Genomic DNA, 16,476 nt, shown 5'->3' with positions numbered 1-16,476 from the left:
GAGCCGATCATGCAGCGAGGCGCGTCGCCTAGGCCGGCCATCATGAAACGACGGGTCCGCAGCCTGAGCGCGCGGCCATGAAGTTCCGCGACTATTACGAAACGCTCGGGATTGCGCGCACTGCCACGCAGGATGAGGTCAAGCAGGCATATCGCAAGCTGGCGCGAAAATTCCACCCGGACGTCAGCAAGGAGGCGGATGCGGAGACGCGCTTCAAGGAACTCGGCGAGGCCTACGCGGTATTGAAGAACCCTGAGAGGCGCGCCGCCTATGATTTGATGGGCAGCGATCTGAAAAGCGGGCAGGACTTCCAGCCTCCGCCGGATTGGGACAGCGGCTTCGAGTTTGATGGCCGTGATTTCGGCAGAGGATTTGCGGCTGATCAGGACGATTTCTTCGAATCCTTGTTTGGCCGGCGCGCGCGAGGCGGCGGGAACCCTCATGCCCATGGCGTCGGGCAGGATCATCACGCCAAAGTGCAGATTGATCTGGAAGATGCCTACCACGGCTGCCAACGCGGCGTGGAGTTGCGGATGCCGACCCAGACTGCGGACGGCCATGTGGTGCTGCAGACGCGCACCTTGTCGGTGGCCATCCCCAAAGGCATACGGGCGGGGCAACATCTGCGCCTGGCCGGACAGGGAGGCGCGGCGCCCGGAGGCGGGCCGGCCGGCGACTTGTATCTGGAAATTGAATTCAAGCGCCATCGGCTGTTTCGTGTTGAAGGGCGCGATGTGTTCCTGGATCTGCCGGTGTCGCCGTGGGAGGCGGCGCTTGGCGCATCCGTAGAAGCGCCCACGCCTGATGGTCCGGTTCAGCTCAAGATACCGCCTGGATCCCAGGCCGGGAAACAATTGCGCCTGAAGGGGCGCGGCATTCCCGGTGCCGTGCCGGGCGATTTATACGTGGCGCTGACGATAGTCTTACCGCCGGTGGCGGGCGAGCGGGAGCGCGCTGCCTACCAGGCCATGGCTCATGCCTTTGACTTCAATCCGCGCAGCGCGTTGAAAGGATAGCCATCATGGATCAGAACCAGCCGGCAGTGACTCAGGGCGTGGTGGTGGAGGAGCAACTGGAGCTGACGCTGCTTGAACTGTGTCAGGCCAGCCATGCCGAAGAGGCCTTTGTTATTCGCTGGGTACGGGAGGGCGCGCTGGAGCCGCAGGGCGAGTCGCCGCAGAATTGGCGTTTCCGTGGCGATGCCTTGCGGCGCGCGCGGGTGGCCTGGCGCTTGTCGTGCGATCTAGAGATCAATCCCTCCGGCGTGGCGCTGGTGCTGGATCTGCTGGACGAGCTGCAGGCCTTGCGCGCGTGTCTGGATCGGACTGGCAAGCACTAGCCCGGCATCAGCATGCGTACCACCGCGGCCCCCATTACCAGTGTTGCGATCCAGACCAGAATGGTCATAGGCCGGCTGGCGGTGTATGCCCCCATCACCGATTTTTTGGAAACCAATATGATGATCACCACCATCAAAGGCACGGCGACTACACCGTTGATGACTGCGCTCCAAAACAGCGCCTTCATCGGGCTGATCGGCGAGTACTGGATGCCGAGCCCCAGCAGCATGCTGACGGCGATGATGCTGTAAAAACCGCGAGCGTCGCGCACCTTGCGCTCCAGCCCTTCTTTCCAGCCCATCACCTCCGATGCCGCATACGCTCCCGCGCCGGCCAGCACCGGCACGCCTATCAGGCCGACCCCAATAATGCCCAAGGCAAACAACAGGTAGGCGGCATTGCCCGCCAGCGGCCGCAATGCGCTGGCGGCTTGCGCGGCGGTGGTGATGTCGGTGATGCCCGCGGTATGCAGCGTGACCGCGGTGGCCAGGATGATGAAGAAAGCGGTGATGTCGGAATAGAACATGCCGCTCCAGGTGTCCCAGCGTATGCGGCGCAACTCCGACGCCGCGACGCGTTTATCCAAGATCAGCGCGCGGCTACCCTTGATGGCCAGCATGTCCTCGACTTCTTCCGATGCCTGCCAGAAAAACAGATAGGGGCTGATGGTGGTGCCAAATACGCCTACTACCACGGCGGCGGCATTGGCATTGGGCGTGAAGCGAGGCCAGACCGTACGCAGAGCGACTTCTGGCCATGGCACATGCACGGTGAAAAGAACCGCGGTGTAGGCCAGCAGGGTGAGGGTCAGCCATTTGAGAAAGAACACATAGCGATGATAAGGGACGAACATTTGCTGCAGCAGGATGGCAAAGACGAAAATAGTGGTCATCAGGTGGCGGTTCAGGCCGGAGATCAATTCCGTCACCTCTCCCATGGCGGCAACGTCTGCCGCGATGTTTAGAATATTGGCGATCAGCAGCAGCACGATCAATATCCGCAACACCAATGGAGAGAAGGCATCTTTGATGTTGGCGGCCAGTCCTTTGCCAGTGACGCGGCCCATATTGCCGCACATCGATTGCACGGCAGCCATCAGCGGAAAGGCCAGCGGCATGGTCCATAGCATATTCAGGCCGAATTGCGCGCCGGCCTGCGCATAAGTGGCGATGCCGCTTGGGTCGTCGTCCGCTACGCCGGTAATCAGTCCCGGGCCGATCCGCGCCAGTGGATGGGCCTTGATACGCTGCCACAGCTGTTGCCGTTTGCGAGTCTGAGCTGCCATGGGCGCATCCTTCACTGATTGCGGGCTCGGAGATGAGGCGGCCCCGCCGCAAATCATCACCTTGCCAAGCCAGAATCCACCGCAGCCCGTCGATGCCGGATTTGCTGTCGTCATCATGGCGAGCCGCGGGATGGCTTATGCAAATAATCTATTTTTTAAGCTCATCTTTCAGTTTGCCCATGTCGGACTGGGCTTCGCCCAGGTTTTTCTCCTGAGTGCCTTTTTCTTCCAGGTTCTTGTTGTGAATGACTTTGCCGGTGGCTTCCTTGATGCTGCCGGTGATCTCCTTGAATTTTCCCTTGATCTGATCCTTGTTCATGGCGTTCTCCCGTTGGTTTGGACGCGATTGCAAGACAGTACGCAGTGCGTGTGGCCCAGCAATACCCTATGAGCGTAAGCGCGAATGCTGGCGGGGTATGTACGGGAGCGCACATAACTCTCGGGAAAAAATGCAGAGGTGGCCTTGGTCGATATTCAGCCTAAGGGAAAGCCAGGAAAAAAGGATTTTCATGCTTTTGGCTAGATGGGTGATGTAGCGGCGCGGCAGTCTTGCGGCTGCGAGGCGCTAGTCGTCCCGATTAGGGTGTTCATCAGTAGAATCATGTGGTTAGCCAAGTTTTGGGCGGGAGTGTATGTTCGCAACCGTCGTGTCTGAACGAAGTTAAAGTTGCTCACCAGCGGCCGCAGCGACGCTCAGGCTGTGCGCTCGTACCAAGGCTTTGTCGAGTTGACGATGCGTACCACCAATAGCATCACCGGCACCTCGATCAGCACGCCCACCACCGTGGCCAAGGCGGCGCCAGATTGGAAGCCGAACAGGCTGATCGCGGCCGCGACGGCTAGCTCGAAGAAGTTGGAGGCGCCGATCAGCGCCGACGGGCAGGCGATGGCGTGTTTTTCCCCGACCTGGCGGTTGAGCCAATAGGCCAGCGCCGAATTGAAGAACACCTGGATCAGGATGGGCACGGCCAGCAGCGCGATCACCAGCGGCTGCTGCAAAATGGCCTTGCCCTGGAAGGCGAACAGCAACACCAGGGTCAGCAGCAGCGCCGCAATCGACCACGGTTGAATGCGATGCATGGCGGCATCGAATACCGCTTGTCCTTTGTTCAGCAGTGTCTTGCGGATCGCCTGCGCGATCAGCACCGGCACCACGATATACAGTCCCACCGATGTCAGCAGCGTGGCCCACGGCACGGCGATGCTGGAAACGCCCAGCAGCAGCCCGACTAGCGGCGCGAAGGCGAACACCATGATCAGGTCGTTCAGTGCGACCTGGGACAATGTGAAATACGGATCCCCGCCGGTCAGCCGGCTCCAGACGAACACCATGGCGGTGCACGGCGCAGCCGCCAGTAGGATCAGGCCCGCGATGTAGCTATCTAACTGCTCTGCAGGCAGAAGCGGCGCAAACCATACCCGAATAAACAGCCAAGCCAGAAAGGCCATCGAGAACGGCTTGACCAGCCAATTGATGAACAGGGTGACGCCGATGCCCTTGATGTGCGCCTTAACCTGGTGCAGCGCGCTGAAATCGATTTTCAGCAGCATCGGAATGATCATCACCCAGATCAGCAGGCCTACAGGCAGGTTGACCTGGGCGATTTCCCAACCGCCGATCGCGTGGAACAGGCCGGGGAAGGCCTGCCCCAAGCCGATGCCGGCCACAATGCAGAGGGCAACCCAGGCGGTCAGGTAGCGCTCGAACAGGCTCAGCGTGGCGCCAGCGGCGCAGGGATGGGCGACTTCAGATGGGGAGGACATGGCATTCTCCGAGGGGGGCGATTCTGCGTGCTGCGGTGAGGGCAGTGTCAGGGGTGCAGCGTACCGATGCGATCCAACTCTACTTTGAGCAGGGGCCGGTCCTGGCGCAGCAGGTCCAGCGGTAGGGCCAGGAACGCCTCGATCCGCGCCCGCAAGATGCGATAGGCTGTCAGGAAGGCTGCGTCGATCTCCTGATCACTGCCCGCCGCATGGGCAGGATCCTCCACGCCCCAGTGGCAGCGCAGGACCGGGCCCAGATACGCCGGGCAGGTTTCGCCGGCGGCGCTGGCACATACCGTGATCACGATATCAGGCGTAGCCGGCAGGTGATCCCAGGATTTGCTGTGGCAGCCGTCGGTGGCGATCCCTTCTCGCGCCAGCAGCGCCAGCGAGCGCGGGTGCACCTGTCCGGTCGGCTGGCTGCCGGCGCTCATTGCATGCCAGCCCGCCGGCGCCAGGTGATTGAACACCGCCTCAGCCAGGATGGAACGACAGGAATTGCCGGTGCACAGGAACAGCACATTGACCATGGCTTGGTTCATGGCAGGTTTCCTTTGGCGCTCAGCAGCAGCCGCTGTCGGGCGCGCAGGTGTTCTTGGGTGTGATTTTGACCGTGGCGGTCTTCGGCGCACAGCAAGCGCTGGCCGGTTCGCCGGCGGCAGATTCCCCGCCGTTGAAGGTCGGGATCGACGCCAGCGTCTGATAGCTCTCCCAGGCAAGGCCGGAAGGGTCGGTCACCCAGTGCTTGTTCGACTCGGCGTAGCAGCAGGCGGTGCCAGTCTGCGTCACCATGCTGATGTCGGCCGCCTGCAATTGGTGCTGGAACTGCGCCAGCTCTTCCTCGCTGTCCACCTGAAAGCCCAGGTGGTCGATGCCAGCGGCGCCGCCGCGGCTAGAGATCGCGAAGTTGAGGCGCGGATCCTCCAGCATCCACTTGGCGTAATCGGTCTTCTGCACCGTGGGCTGCGCATGGAACAGCGCCGAGTAGAAGCGGATGCTGTCTTCCAGATTGGCTACCGCGACGTGGACGTGAAAGCGTTTCATGATCGAATTCCCGTGTGAATCGTTACTGGCACGCGCCATCGCAAGGCGAGATGCTGCTCGCCGGCGTGCAAGCCTCGCCGCGGCAGCAGTTCTCGGTCAGAAAGCCCAACAGGCCGTTCATCTGCTCGTAGTTGGCCGAGTAGTAGATGAAGCGCCCTTCCTGGCGAGCGAGGATCAGACCGGCATGGGACAGCTCCTTCAGGTGGAAGGACAGCGTGGCATTGGCCACGGCGAGCCGCTCGCCGATCTGACCGACCGCCAGGCCTTCGGGGCCTTGCTGGACCAACAGTCGGTAGATCGCCAGGCGCGTGTCCTGCGCCAGAGCGGCCAAGAGGGTGACAGCGGTTTTTGTTTCCATATTTCTATATTTATAGAAATAACGAGTATTGTCAAGCAGATGGAATGATCAAGAAAGAGCATGTGCAGATTTTTGTGTGCGGCCAGCTTATGGTTCCCAAGGGCGGCCAAGATATGGTTCCGGTCACAAGAGTGTGTGACGGGAAGCATAAGTTGGCCAAAACGGCCAGCTTATACTTCCCGTTTCGCATTTCTAGCCACTCCGCCGTCCCAAATACATTCCGTTTTTCTCCACCCCGGCCCCTTGAAAGCGTTTCTCAGCAAGGCTTTCCGCGTTTGAAACATCGTTCCAGTTCTTGGCCAGTTTATGGGTGCAAATCGTCGATTTTGGCCAGCTTATGGTTCCCAACTTTAAAGAGGCGCTACTTGTCAGGGCGGACTGTGTGATATGGGGGCTGCTGCTGTTCGGCCAAAGCGGAAGTCCACACGGTAGCCCCCGGATGGCTGCTTTCGAAGAGAAACCCGCTGAAGTATCTAGGAAAACGGTGGAGATTCAGGAGTATTGAATGAGGAACGAGGGCAATGCCTAGCTCACATAAAATTCTCAAAATGTGTTGAACGGGCACAAATAGTCCAGCTAGCAGCTAAGATAGGTAGGCAAGGTATCGGTGGGCATCAAACGATAATGTGTTAATGCGCCCACAAAGGGGGTCTGTAATGCAGACAACCGAGAGTATGGTGTTGCCCGGAATCAGCGAAAGTGATGCCTGCTTTCGTCTGCTTGTGAACTGTGTCAAAGACTACGCGATCTACATGATCGATACCGATGGCCGGGTGTGCAGTTGGAATGCCGGAGCGGAACGAATGAAAGGCTATTGTGCCGATGAGATCATCGGTCGGCACTTCAGCTGCTTTTACCTCCCTTCTGCGGATACCGAGCAAAAGGCGATGCAGGAGCTGGCCATCGCCCGACAGCAGGGACGTTATACTGGCGAGGACTGGCGCATGCGCAAGGATGGCAGTCGTTTCCTTGCAGACATCGTATTGACGCCGCTGTACGACCCCTCCGGAGAACTGCGCGGCTACGCCAAGATCACGCGGGATATCAGTCCGCGCAAGCGTTTGGAAGAACGGTTCCACCAAGTGGTACAAGAGGCACCAAACGCCATGATCATGGTGAACACCGCAGGTGCCATCACGTTGTTCAACCGCCTGGCCGAATCAATGTTTGGCTATGGCTCCAATGAACTGCTTGGCATGCCGATGGAACGATTGGTGCCCGAGCGGTTCCGCCGTCAGCATGGCCATCTTCGGCAGAGCTTCCAGCAGCGACCAGAGGCGCGCCCAATGGGTGTGGGCCGCGATCTGTTCGGCCTGCGCAAGGACGGCAGTGAGTTTCCCATCGAGATTGGGCTCAATCCGATTGAAACGGAGGATGGTCCAATGGTGCTTGCTGGCATTGTCGATATCACTTCGCGCAAGCAGGTGCAGCACCAATTAGAAATGGCGCTACAAGAGAAAACTACCCTGCTCAATGAAGTACACCACCGCGTCAAGAACAACCTGCAGGTCATCATCAGTCTCCTCAATATGCAGACACATTATGTTGAGGAGGAAAGCACTCGCCATGTCTTGCAGGACAGCCAGGCGCGGGTGCGTTCTATGGCGTTGATCCACCAGTTGTTGTACGAGCGGCATGATTTCTCCAAGGTTGATCTGGGAGAGTATTTACAGCGCATCAACCAATTACTGTTGAGCAGCTACGGTCTGCTAGCCGGTCGGCTGCAGGTGGAACTGAACTCGCCGGTGGGTTTGGTTTGCATTGAACTGCAGCGTGCCACGCCCTGCGGCTTGTTGATCAATGAGCTGCTGACCAACGCGCTTAAACATGCGTATCCCAATGGCCAGGGAACGATTTGGATCACTTTGTCCTTGCTGGATGCACAGCATGCACTGCTAGTGGTTGCTGATCATGGGGTAGGTATGCCCTCTCCGATCGCTGCCGGCCAATCGAAATCATTAGGATTGCAGCTGGTGCCGATGCTGGCCGAGCAGATGGGTGCGGAGTTGAGCATGCATGACAATCAGCCGGGTGTCCGTTTCGAGGCTCGCTTTCCGGTGTTTGGTGCGGGAGACTCACCGTGAAAAACATTCGCATTTTGATCGTGGAGGATGAGCGAATCATTGCCATGGATTTGCAATTGCAGTTGCAGGCCTTGGGTTATTCCGTTTGCGGCGTAGTCGCCAATGGCAAGCTGGCGATAGACAAGGCACGGGAGCAACTCCCCGATTTGGTATTGATGGACATTCACTTGGAAGGCCCAATGGATGGTGTTGATGCCGCGCGGGAAATCCACCAGCAATTGAGGATTCCCATAGTGTTCCTCAGCGCTTACGCCGAAGATGCGACGCTGCAGCGTGCTGAAAGTGCCTTGCCTTACGGATATCTGGTCAAGCCGGTCTCGCCTAGAGAGTTACATGCCACTCTGCAGATGACCATGGTGCGCTTTGGCATCCAGCGAAATACCGACATACAAGTCGAGCGGTTTTGTAGAGCAATGGAGGTAGGGCAGCTGGAGGTATGGGAGTGGAATGTCGAAATCGACCAGATGAACGTGTTCAGTCTGAATGAAGAGGAACTGCTTTCGCCTAACTCTGTAGTCTGCGAGTCCATTCGTCACTTTCTACAACAGATCGATTCGCGCGACGAGTCTGCGGTAGCGGAGGCAATTGAGCGGACCCGCCAGGATGGTGGCAGCTTCAATGTGAGCTTTCGTACTCATGCAGAGGATCCTGCGAATGTGCGTTGGATGGAAACGCATGGTAAGCGCTTCGATGAAGGTGCGAATGGAGGCCGTATTATAGGGGTGATGCAGGATGTGACAGGGCGGCGCCAGACTGAGGAGCGACTCCGGCAAGCGGTTATCGTATTCGACTCCACCGCCGAGGGTATTGCGATTTTGGATGCTGAACGCAAAGTGATTTCAGTCAATCCTGCCTTTACCCAGTTAACTGGCTATGGCATCGATGAGGTGGAAAAGTGGTCGAATATAGATGTGATCTATCAAGTTCCACACAGTGCGACTTTTCTGAGGCAGTTACGTCAGGGAGAACGAAAGCTTTGGCAGGGCAATGCTAGTTACCAGCATAAGAATGGCTCCATGATCAATGTTTGGGAGAGCATCAGCGTTGTGCCTGGAGTGGATAGCACAATTGGTAATTACGTGCTGGTTTTCTCTGATATCAGTTCGGTCTTGGCGGCGCAGGAACAACTAGACTTTCTTGCAAAGCATGATCCGCTTACCAATCTATGCAACCGTCGGATGTTATATGACCGGATGGAGTATGAGCTGAGCCAAGTGGTACGCCAAAACAAGATGATCGCAGTGTTGCTGATCGATCTGGATCACTTTAAAACCATCAACGACTCCCTAGGTCACGGCCTTGGAGACCAGGTTCTGGCAGTAGTGGCGCAGCGTTTGCAAGACTGTATGCGTGCCAGCGATACGGTGGCTAGATTGGGCGGTGATGAGTTCTGCATCGTATTCGGTGATATCGACACACCGGGCAGTGTTGATCAGGTGGCCCAGAAACTGCTCGCCAGGCTGGCTGAGCCTGTAGAGCTGGAAAAGACCACTTGCTATGTTACGGGTAGTATTGGCATTGCGTTGTCCCCCGCAGATGGCATCACCGTAGAGGAGCTGCTGCGTAATGCCGACCAAGCTATGTATGGTGCCAAACATGCGGGACGCAACCGACACTGTTTTTTTGAGCCGGTCATGCAGAGGGCCTCGGAGGTTCGGTTGCACATTTCCAGCGGGTTGCATCAAGCGTTGGAACAAAACCAGTTTTATCTGGTTTACCAGCCGATCATTGAGATGGCGACGAGAAAGGTAGCGAAGGCAGAGGCCTTGCTGCGTTGGAGGCATCCGGAGCATGGTGATATCGAGCCTTCTGTCTTTATCCCGATTGCAGAGGACTGTGGCTTGATAGATGAGATTTCTGAATGGGTCTTCGACGAGGCTCTGAGGAATGTGGGCATCTGGCGCCAAAAGCATGGCAAACAGCTAAGCGTTTCCATCAATGTGTCTGCTTTGCATTTTCGGGAGGCAGATAATCACCATCGTTGGCTGGATAAGCTGGCAAGTAGCGGCGTACCTGGTGATGCGTTGGTATTGGAAATCACCGAAGGTTTATTGCTGGGGACTCCTGTAGGGGTGCAGGAGGTACTGGAGCGTTATCACGCTGCTGGTATTCGCATCGCGCTGGATGATTTTGGTACTGGCTATTCCGCATTGTCCTATCTGAAGCAATATCGACTGGACTACCTGAAAATCGATCAGTCGTTTATCAGACAGCTGGCAGAAGATCAGCGAGACCTTGCATTATGCGAGGCTATCATCGTCATGGCGCATAAGCTAGGATTGGAGGTCATCGCAGAAGGGGTAGAAACGGTGGAGCAGGCTGCTATTCTAAGAGCCAGTTACTGTGATTACGTGCAAGGTTATTTATACTCGGTTCCCTTGCAGATGGAGCAGTTTACTGCTCTGTTACAGAAGAACCATGGGATGATATTAGGTGCTGGGTGCTAAGCCTCGCGGTCTTGATCATGTCAAACTGCAAACCAAGGAGTTTCATGTTGCTTACTGAAGGGAGCAGGTTGTCTGACCTGAAAGGTCTGCCTCAGAATCCGATGCTGAATGTCGTAGATTAAACCAAGCCGTGCTACACCCAATCGATTTTCAGATGGGGCATAGCACGGCTTATTACCACTTCGATTTTCACTGATTTTCAGCAATATCAACTATAAATCGCGCGGGATACGGTGTTCAACAAACTCGGCAGGGTCACTGGCATCTTCCGTGACGAAGATGGCCGGGATGAAGCATGGTTTGCCTGTCGCCGTATTGATGCCTTGGATGGTTACGGTCATGCCGACTTGCAACGGATTCACATATTCGCCACCAGTAACGGTAACTGACCAGAAGCCGCCGGGAAACTGCCCTACAAAGGAGGCAATGCCGTTGCCATTGGCGATCAGTGGCAGCGATAGAGGCTCATCTGGTTGGATGAAGGCGTTGACAGTGATATCCGACAGGTGAACCTGTTTAGAGCGAGTGTAGTCGTTGCTGACTAGCGGGCCATTTGCGACAGAGGGGCGGCCAAGGGTGATGGTACGGCCGAACTGAGGGGTAGAGCCGCCCTTGAGGCATGTCAGCCAGGTAGTGGTGAACTCCTTGCCATCCGCGCCCTTGCAAATAGCGTAGTATTTGTTACCGGCATGTGGCCCGCCGTTTTGTGATTCGCCCGCGGTCAGGTCAAGGTTGTAAAAAATGCTCTTACCCAACGTGCCTACTGAGTAAGTGCCGGTGCCGCTGATAAATACCGGGGGCACAATGATGTGCGAGTCTGGGATATACGGAAAAATACGGACTTGAGTGACTGGGCTTGGAATCGGGATCATCAGCTTCTCCAGAGAGAATGGGGTGCCTGGAATAGACCCTGCGTTGAAAACGCGTTGTCCAGCGTTGAATGCTGCTAAACGCTAGCTAAACTTAGGACAAAAAAAGTTATATTCCCCTGTGCGAAAGAACGGGCTAGTTCTGAATTGATAGGTAGGTATCTAGTCCGGCTCTCTGTCCATCTGGCTCGACGCAAGGATGATATGGCTGGCAAAACCGCGAGGGCAGGAGGGCCGATCACAGGCCTACCTCAATGCGGCCATTCGGCTCTGCTTTATCATCAAGAACCTGTTCCTGCTGGCGTTGCGGCAGTCCATCGGTTTCATTCAAAGCCTATTCAAACTGGTGTGCCTGGACTGGAGTGTCTTGGACAACAGCACGCTATCTAGGCGGCAGCAGACGCTACTGGTCCAAACTCCCTACCAGAAAAGCTCAGGCGGGTTGCATCTGCTTGGACTGCCCCGGCTCCTGTAGGCAATCCTGCCCTACGATTCATCTTCGCTAGATACTGATGTTTGCATTTGGCATAAATTGGTTTTGTTAGCAGGTCTAAGTATCTATAAAAGCGGGGGAGATTAAATGCAACAGCGTCAACGGGAAGTAACGCACGCCGCTCCCCGTTTTTGTGTGACTATCCCGCATTCAGTTTTTCTTCAATGCGGCGCGTATAGCAGCTTGCTGCTTCATCGGGAGCTTGGCTACATAGTCGTCTGGCTTATGGCCGTACTTGTCGGTATCGCTTAGTGACGCACCGTGTGCGACCAGATAGCGGACGATCGTGGGCGTGGAATCCAGGACGGCGGCCATCAACACCGTGATTTCGCTGGTTCGGGTAGCGGCATTGACGTCGGCCCCCTTGGTGATCAAATCCTGAACGATATTCAGATCTTTAGCAGCCACAGCGTAAAACAGCGGTGTATTGCCATCGTAGCCGTCGACGTTGGGATTTGCGCCGGCTTGAAGCAGGGCCTGCACCGCGGCGCGGTTACGGATGTCGATCGCGTAGACCAGTGGCGTCTTGGAAACCTCATCTAGTGATTGGTCGACGTCGCAATGCTGGTTCTTGACGTAGGAAATGACGGAGGTTGCGTCGGCATGACGCAGCAGCTGCCGCCAGCCGTCCTTGTCGCAGGCCGCCAGCGCGTGCTGTGTCAACAGTAGGGCGCCCAGGCCCAGCAGAAATTGGATTTTCATTCAGAAGCTCCGGAAGGTTTTCACCCAGGTATCGTAGGGACGGCTGCGCTGCGGAGGGAAGTAGGTCCACGGCGTGTAGTGCAGCTTGGCGTATTCGGAGGCGGTACGCGGCGTGTACAGATAGCCTTCCTTCATCGCCTTGGCCTCGTCCTCGCTGACTGCCGCGCCGCTGCTGCCGACCGCCGCGACCTCGTGGGCGCCGGGGTCATAATTGATCTTGAACGAGGTGAGTTTTTTCTTTCCGTCGTCAAACTGCTTGCGATAAATCTGCGCCGACTTGTTGATTGACGTTTCAACGCCCATCGCAGTTGGCTGGCCGCCGGGGCCGACTCCCATCAGCTTGTTGTAGCGGCCGTTCTTGGCCCAGCCTTGTTCCTGCTTCATCGTCGCCAGCAGAATCTTGGGGTTCAGCTTGTAGTTCTGCGCCGCCTTGTAGATCAGCTCGTCAGCTTTGTAGGTATCGACCAGCGTTGCATTATTGGCCTTGATGATGCTGGTGATCTGTTCCTGGCTCAGCGCGTTGCAGTCCTCGAACTCGTCGTCTGGTATCGGTTTCTCCAGCGGATTGCGGTCCTTGGGTACTTCCACTTTGGAAACTGGTTTGCGTTCCTTGTTGTGGTGCTTATGGGTCTTGGACTGAGTCTTGTCGATCTCGGGTTCCTTGTGGTCGGCGTCTGGGCGTGATAGGCCGTCGCACAACACTTTGGGACTGATCACGCATAAGTATTTGTGGAATACGCTCTCTTTTGCTTGCATGGGTGGTAGCTTCTTGGCATCTCCTACCGGCCCCTTCACCTTTACGCTGATCTTGTCCTTGGGATCGTGGCCGTATAGCGCGCCGGTGTCGCCGTCTTGGTCGGTTTTGCCTGTGATGGTCTGGTCGCCGTGGCGGATTTCGTACCATACATCGATCATAGGTTGAAGAATACGATCAAGAAACTTGACCTGGACCTTGGTCTCGTCGGCAATCTGGTGACCATCCAGCAGCGCGTAGACCACGGCGCGTTTGCCATCAGTTGCCGGTTTAGCGACTAGTTCGTTATTGATGGTGCCGGCCAAGCTGTAATCTTGCTCCAAGATTTTCAACAGTCGAATGTAGTTGTCCAGGCCCTTCACCGTTTGGCAGCCTTCGCTCCAATTGCTGGTGCGGTTTCTAGGACCTTCGCCGCCGTAGTGGATGTTGTGTTCGTAGGTCGTCGACGGCGCGCCCGGCTGGTCCGGACTGAACTCGTATTCCGGGGCCTTGGCCGTGCCGGTGTTCTGGGCGCGGAAGGCCAGGCCCTTGACTATCCTCAGCGCGCGGTAGTTGTGGCGCTGGGCGAAATGGTGCGTCCTTTGCATTTCTGCCAGGCTGGCATGGTCGTGGTACGACGATATCTTGTGATTGCCCAGCTTGTACTGGTATAGGCCGTTGATCAGCACCCGCCCGGCTAGCTGGCCGCTCTGCTTGCTGTAGGGCTCGGTGTTGAATTCGAATTCGGCGACTTTTTTCTGGCCGGACACATCCTTGTAGACGACGAACAAGGTGTCGTCGAACACCTTGTTGCTGTCCTTGACGACCTTGCCGTGGTCGAAGCCGCGCGCGCCTATCAGGTTGACCCGGCCGTTGGCGGTCTCGAATGCGAAACCGTCGACATTATTCTTGCCGTTGGCGGCGGCGTGATGTTCGAACAGCCGCTGCAGGATGTCGTATTTCTGTTCTTCGCTGTATTTGCCGAAGTCGAAATCCTTGTACTTCTCTACCTGGTTGCCCATTGCGCCTCCTGGCGTCCGGCGGGGCCATAAATGCTCAACTGGTAGCCGTCCTTATCCGGTGTGAACTGCGGGCGGGAATAAGCGAAGAAGAAGTAGGGGCTGCCCTGAGGTTGCAGGTACGCCTTGCCGAATCCATCGGCGCGGTTGGCCAGGAAGGCCTGGGTCAGCGCCAGGCCGGACAGGGCTTGCAACTGGCCGTTGGCGTTCTTGCCGAGTATCAATTCACTTCCCGCAATGTCGGCAGCGGACAGCCGCAGCTGTCTGTTGCGGCCGGTTCCGGTGGTTTGCGCGTCGCGCAGCGCGACTGCGAACGGAACCTGGTATTGCCGGCTGGCCGCGTCTTTGCGTGTCAGGATGACATCGTCGATGCCTTGATCGGCCTGGCCTTGCTGCAGTTGCGCGGCCGGGCCGGTGCAGGCGCGGTCTGTCAACTGCGGCCAGGCGTTTTGTTCGGTGTACACCAAGCAGCGCGGCGTGGCGGCCAGTTGCTTGGCGGCGTTGTCCAGGTCGTGAGCGATGAAGTGCGCCAGCCTCAGTTCCGCGCTATTCTGGTTGGCTTGCCGGTCCAGCAGGCGGAGTTTGCTGACGGCGACATCGGTGAATTTCGCTCCCGGCTCGATGGCGGAGATTTTCAGCTCCAGCTTGGCGATTTGGGCGCCGCCGGCATTGATCAGCAGCAGCCTTTCGGCCGAGTTCAGCGCGTTGTCAGATTTGCCGGTGATCTTGTCATCCGACTGGTTGGTGAAGGCAACCGTTTTCAGCTCCCGCTGCAATTGCGGCAGCGAATATTCACGCGCATGGTAGCTGAAGGCGAAGCGGCGCGTTTCGAATGGCTTGTCCTCATGCGGCCGGTACAGACTGATGGTGACGCTCTTCGGCGAGGCGTTCTGGAACTGGGTAGTTGCCGATTTGGCGTAGCCCGGCGTCAGCGCGACGGCGAACAGCGAGCTCGGCTTCATCAGCGTCAGTGTCAGCGTTGCCGGATTGGCGATCTGTTCAGAGTCGCGGGGTATCGGCTCTCCGTGGAAAATCCAGGCCTTGGCCGGACTGGGGTCGAACAGGTTCTTCGCCGAATATTGCGCCGGTGTCGAGCCTGCCAGCGTCTGGCTGGCATGAAGCTGCAGCGTGTTCCAGCCCAAGTCTACCGAGACGTCCTCCGCCTGGTTGGCGGCGTCGGCGCGGGGGGCAGACAGCGCCATCGCTCCGATGGCGATAAAAGCATAGCGATGGTTCATTACAGGATTTCCCATTCTCCGGACCCGATCAGGGCCTTGATGTTGTTGACGCCAGGCAGATGGATGCGGTCGGTCATGCCGCTGCCGTCCAGCGCGCCGGACGCGATTTTCTTGCCGGTATCGGCGGAGTAGTAGACATATTTTTTGCCGCTGAACTCGGGGTGCGCCTCGGTCAGCAACTGGGCATCGATCTGCTCGGTGCAGACGATCTTCTTGTATTGCGGCTGTGACCAATCCATGCTTGCTGGGCCGTCGAGCGTATGGCTGGCGCCCTTGACCGTTACTTTCCCGGGGGCGTGGACCTCGATATTGCCGCCTTTGATGCGAATGTAGGCGCCGCCGGCGGTCAGCAGGATTTCGTCGCCGGCGTGGACGATAATTTTGTCCTTGCAGGAAGTGATGGTGACATCCTTATCCGCCGTCAGCTCCATCGCGTCGCTCTGCGCCTGCACCTGCACCTTGCCCTTCGCCGCGATCAACTTCAGCGCCACCTTGTCTTTCACCCCGGCCACGAACAGGCTGATGTGCTGGCCCACGTTGTGCAGCCAGCGTCGTCCTGTCGTGTGGTTGGCGTCGCGCTGGGCGACCAGGTTCAGGTTGGCGCCGGCGGAGACGGTTTGGCTTTGTTCGGTCAGGGAGGCGATGCCGGCCGGGCCGGACAGCACCAGCAGCGGCTGTTGGCCGGCTTGTTCTTTCGCGGTTTTGCCGTCTTTGTCGGTGTTGCTGCCGGCTTCCCAGGCCTTCAGCGCGTCGACGTGGTGCTGCAGGTGGCCGTCCGGCTTTTTGCCGGCTTTGGCGTTGTCCGGGCTGATTTCGTCGGGGCCGGTTTCCATGGCGTCGGCCAGTTGGCCGCTGGCGGTTTCGGCCAGCGCTTGGCTGAGCGAGAGCGCGGCGTCGAGCTGGGACTGGGCGTGTTCTCTGGCTAGTTGTTTGCCGCCGGCGCCGTTTTGCGCTTCGGTGGACAGCAGCAGGCCGTGGGCGGCGCGGATGGCGCCGTGCTGGTCGGTGCGCAGCTCGAAGCCTTCGCCGCGCGGCTGGGCTTTGCCGTTGCTGCGCGGGTGGGTGAGGAAGCCCTGATTCAGCTGGGTCTTGCCGGATTC

Annotated in this window: 15 protein-coding genes and 1 pseudogene; 5 read left to right on the top strand and 11 right to left on the bottom strand. The window is 57.7% G+C overall.

The genetic code is table 11. The features are described from left to right. Window positions 1-77: 77 nt before the first annotated feature. A complete protein-coding gene (locus C2134_RS15735) occupies window positions 78-1,016 on the top strand; it encodes a DnaJ C-terminal domain-containing protein (protein ID WP_103321090.1) in 939 nt (312 codons plus the stop codon). A gap of 5 nt (window positions 1,017-1,021) precedes the next feature. After that, window positions 1,022-1,339: a chaperone modulator CbpM gene (locus tag C2134_RS15730; RefSeq protein WP_103321089.1), complete on the top strand. Its 318-nt coding sequence runs from the start codon at window positions 1,022-1,024 to the stop codon at window positions 1,337-1,339. Here the strand turns inward: C2134_RS15730 and C2134_RS15725 are convergent. From C2134_RS15725 to C2134_RS15700, 6 genes are all read right to left on the bottom strand, one after another. Further along, complete coding sequence (locus C2134_RS15725; protein WP_103321088.1) at window positions 1,336-2,625, bottom strand: NRAMP family divalent metal transporter; 1,290 nt, start codon at window positions 2,623-2,625, stop codon at window positions 1,336-1,338. The genes C2134_RS15730 and C2134_RS15725 overlap by 4 nt on opposite strands. A 148-nt stretch (window positions 2,626-2,773) precedes the next feature. Continuing rightward, complete coding sequence (locus C2134_RS15720) at window positions 2,774-2,944, bottom strand: CsbD family protein (protein WP_103321087.1); 171 nt, start codon at window positions 2,942-2,944, stop codon at window positions 2,774-2,776. Window positions 2,945-3,318: 374 nt separating this feature from the next. Continuing rightward, the gene (gene arsB, locus C2134_RS15715) at window positions 3,319-4,389 is read right to left on the bottom strand and encodes an ACR3 family arsenite efflux transporter (RefSeq protein ID WP_103321086.1); all 1,071 of its coding nucleotides are present in this window, start codon (window positions 4,387-4,389) and stop codon (window positions 3,319-3,321) included. 47 nt (window positions 4,390-4,436) lie between these two features. Beyond that, window positions 4,437-4,931, bottom strand: a complete 495-nt coding sequence (locus C2134_RS15710; RefSeq protein WP_103321085.1) for an arsenate reductase ArsC — start codon at window positions 4,929-4,931, stop codon at window positions 4,437-4,439. A 19-nt stretch (window positions 4,932-4,950) separates the two neighbouring features. Next, window positions 4,951-5,433, bottom strand: a complete 483-nt coding sequence (locus C2134_RS15705) for an ArsI/CadI family heavy metal resistance metalloenzyme (protein WP_103321084.1) — start codon at window positions 5,431-5,433, stop codon at window positions 4,951-4,953. Between the two features lie 22 nt (window positions 5,434-5,455). Further along, complete coding sequence (locus tag C2134_RS15700) at window positions 5,456-5,791, bottom strand: ArsR/SmtB family transcription factor (protein WP_047258549.1); 336 nt, start codon at window positions 5,789-5,791, stop codon at window positions 5,456-5,458. A 656-nt stretch (window positions 5,792-6,447) separates the two neighbouring features. Here C2134_RS15700 and C2134_RS15690 point away from each other — a divergent pair. Both C2134_RS15690 and C2134_RS15685 read left to right on the top strand, forming a co-directional pair. Then, window positions 6,448-7,875 (top strand): sensor histidine kinase, encoded by a 1,428-nt coding sequence (locus tag C2134_RS15690; protein ID WP_158248784.1) that lies wholly within the window; start codon window positions 6,448-6,450, stop codon window positions 7,873-7,875. Next, the gene (locus tag C2134_RS15685) at window positions 7,872-10,322 is read left to right on the top strand and encodes a two-component system response regulator (RefSeq protein WP_103321081.1); all 2,451 of its coding nucleotides are present in this window, start codon (window positions 7,872-7,874) and stop codon (window positions 10,320-10,322) included. The genes C2134_RS15690 and C2134_RS15685 overlap by 4 nt, the downstream gene beginning before the upstream one ends. 212 nt (window positions 10,323-10,534) lie before the next feature. Here C2134_RS15685 and C2134_RS15680 read toward each other — a convergent pair whose 3' ends face one another. After that, window positions 10,535-11,194 (bottom strand): hypothetical protein, encoded by a 660-nt coding sequence (locus C2134_RS15680; protein WP_103321080.1) that lies wholly within the window; start codon window positions 11,192-11,194, stop codon window positions 10,535-10,537. A gap of 166 nt (window positions 11,195-11,360) precedes the next feature. Between C2134_RS15680 and C2134_RS15675 the strand changes: the two are divergent. Next, window positions 11,361-11,645: pseudogene (locus C2134_RS15675) on the top strand (transposase); the annotation flags it as partial. Between the two features lie 189 nt (window positions 11,646-11,834). On the opposite strand, the gene C2134_RS15670 reads toward C2134_RS15675, so the two are convergent. From C2134_RS15670 to C2134_RS15655, 4 genes are all read right to left on the bottom strand, one after another. Then, entirely contained in the window at window positions 11,835-12,386 is a 552-nt protein-coding gene (locus C2134_RS15670; RefSeq protein ID WP_103321078.1) for an ankyrin repeat domain-containing protein, read from the bottom strand. Further along, the gene (locus tag C2134_RS15665) at window positions 12,387-14,141 is read right to left on the bottom strand and encodes a LasA N-terminal domain-containing protein (protein WP_103321077.1); all 1,755 of its coding nucleotides are present in this window, start codon (window positions 14,139-14,141) and stop codon (window positions 12,387-12,389) included. Then, entirely contained in the window at window positions 14,126-15,376 is a 1,251-nt protein-coding gene (locus C2134_RS15660; protein ID WP_103321076.1) for a hypothetical protein, read from the bottom strand. The genes C2134_RS15665 and C2134_RS15660 overlap by 16 nt, the downstream gene beginning before the upstream one ends. Beyond that, the coding region (locus tag C2134_RS15655; RefSeq protein WP_146042177.1) for a DUF2345 domain-containing protein at window positions 15,376-16,476 on the bottom strand (1,101 nt) is incomplete at its 5' end. The genes C2134_RS15655 and C2134_RS15660, both read right to left, overlap by 1 nt.

The organism is Chromobacterium sinusclupearum (assembly GCF_002902845.1).
Lineage (GTDB): Bacteria > Pseudomonadota > Gammaproteobacteria > Burkholderiales > Chromobacteriaceae > Chromobacterium > Chromobacterium sinusclupearum.
This window is presented reverse-complemented; position numbering and strand designations above follow the sequence as displayed.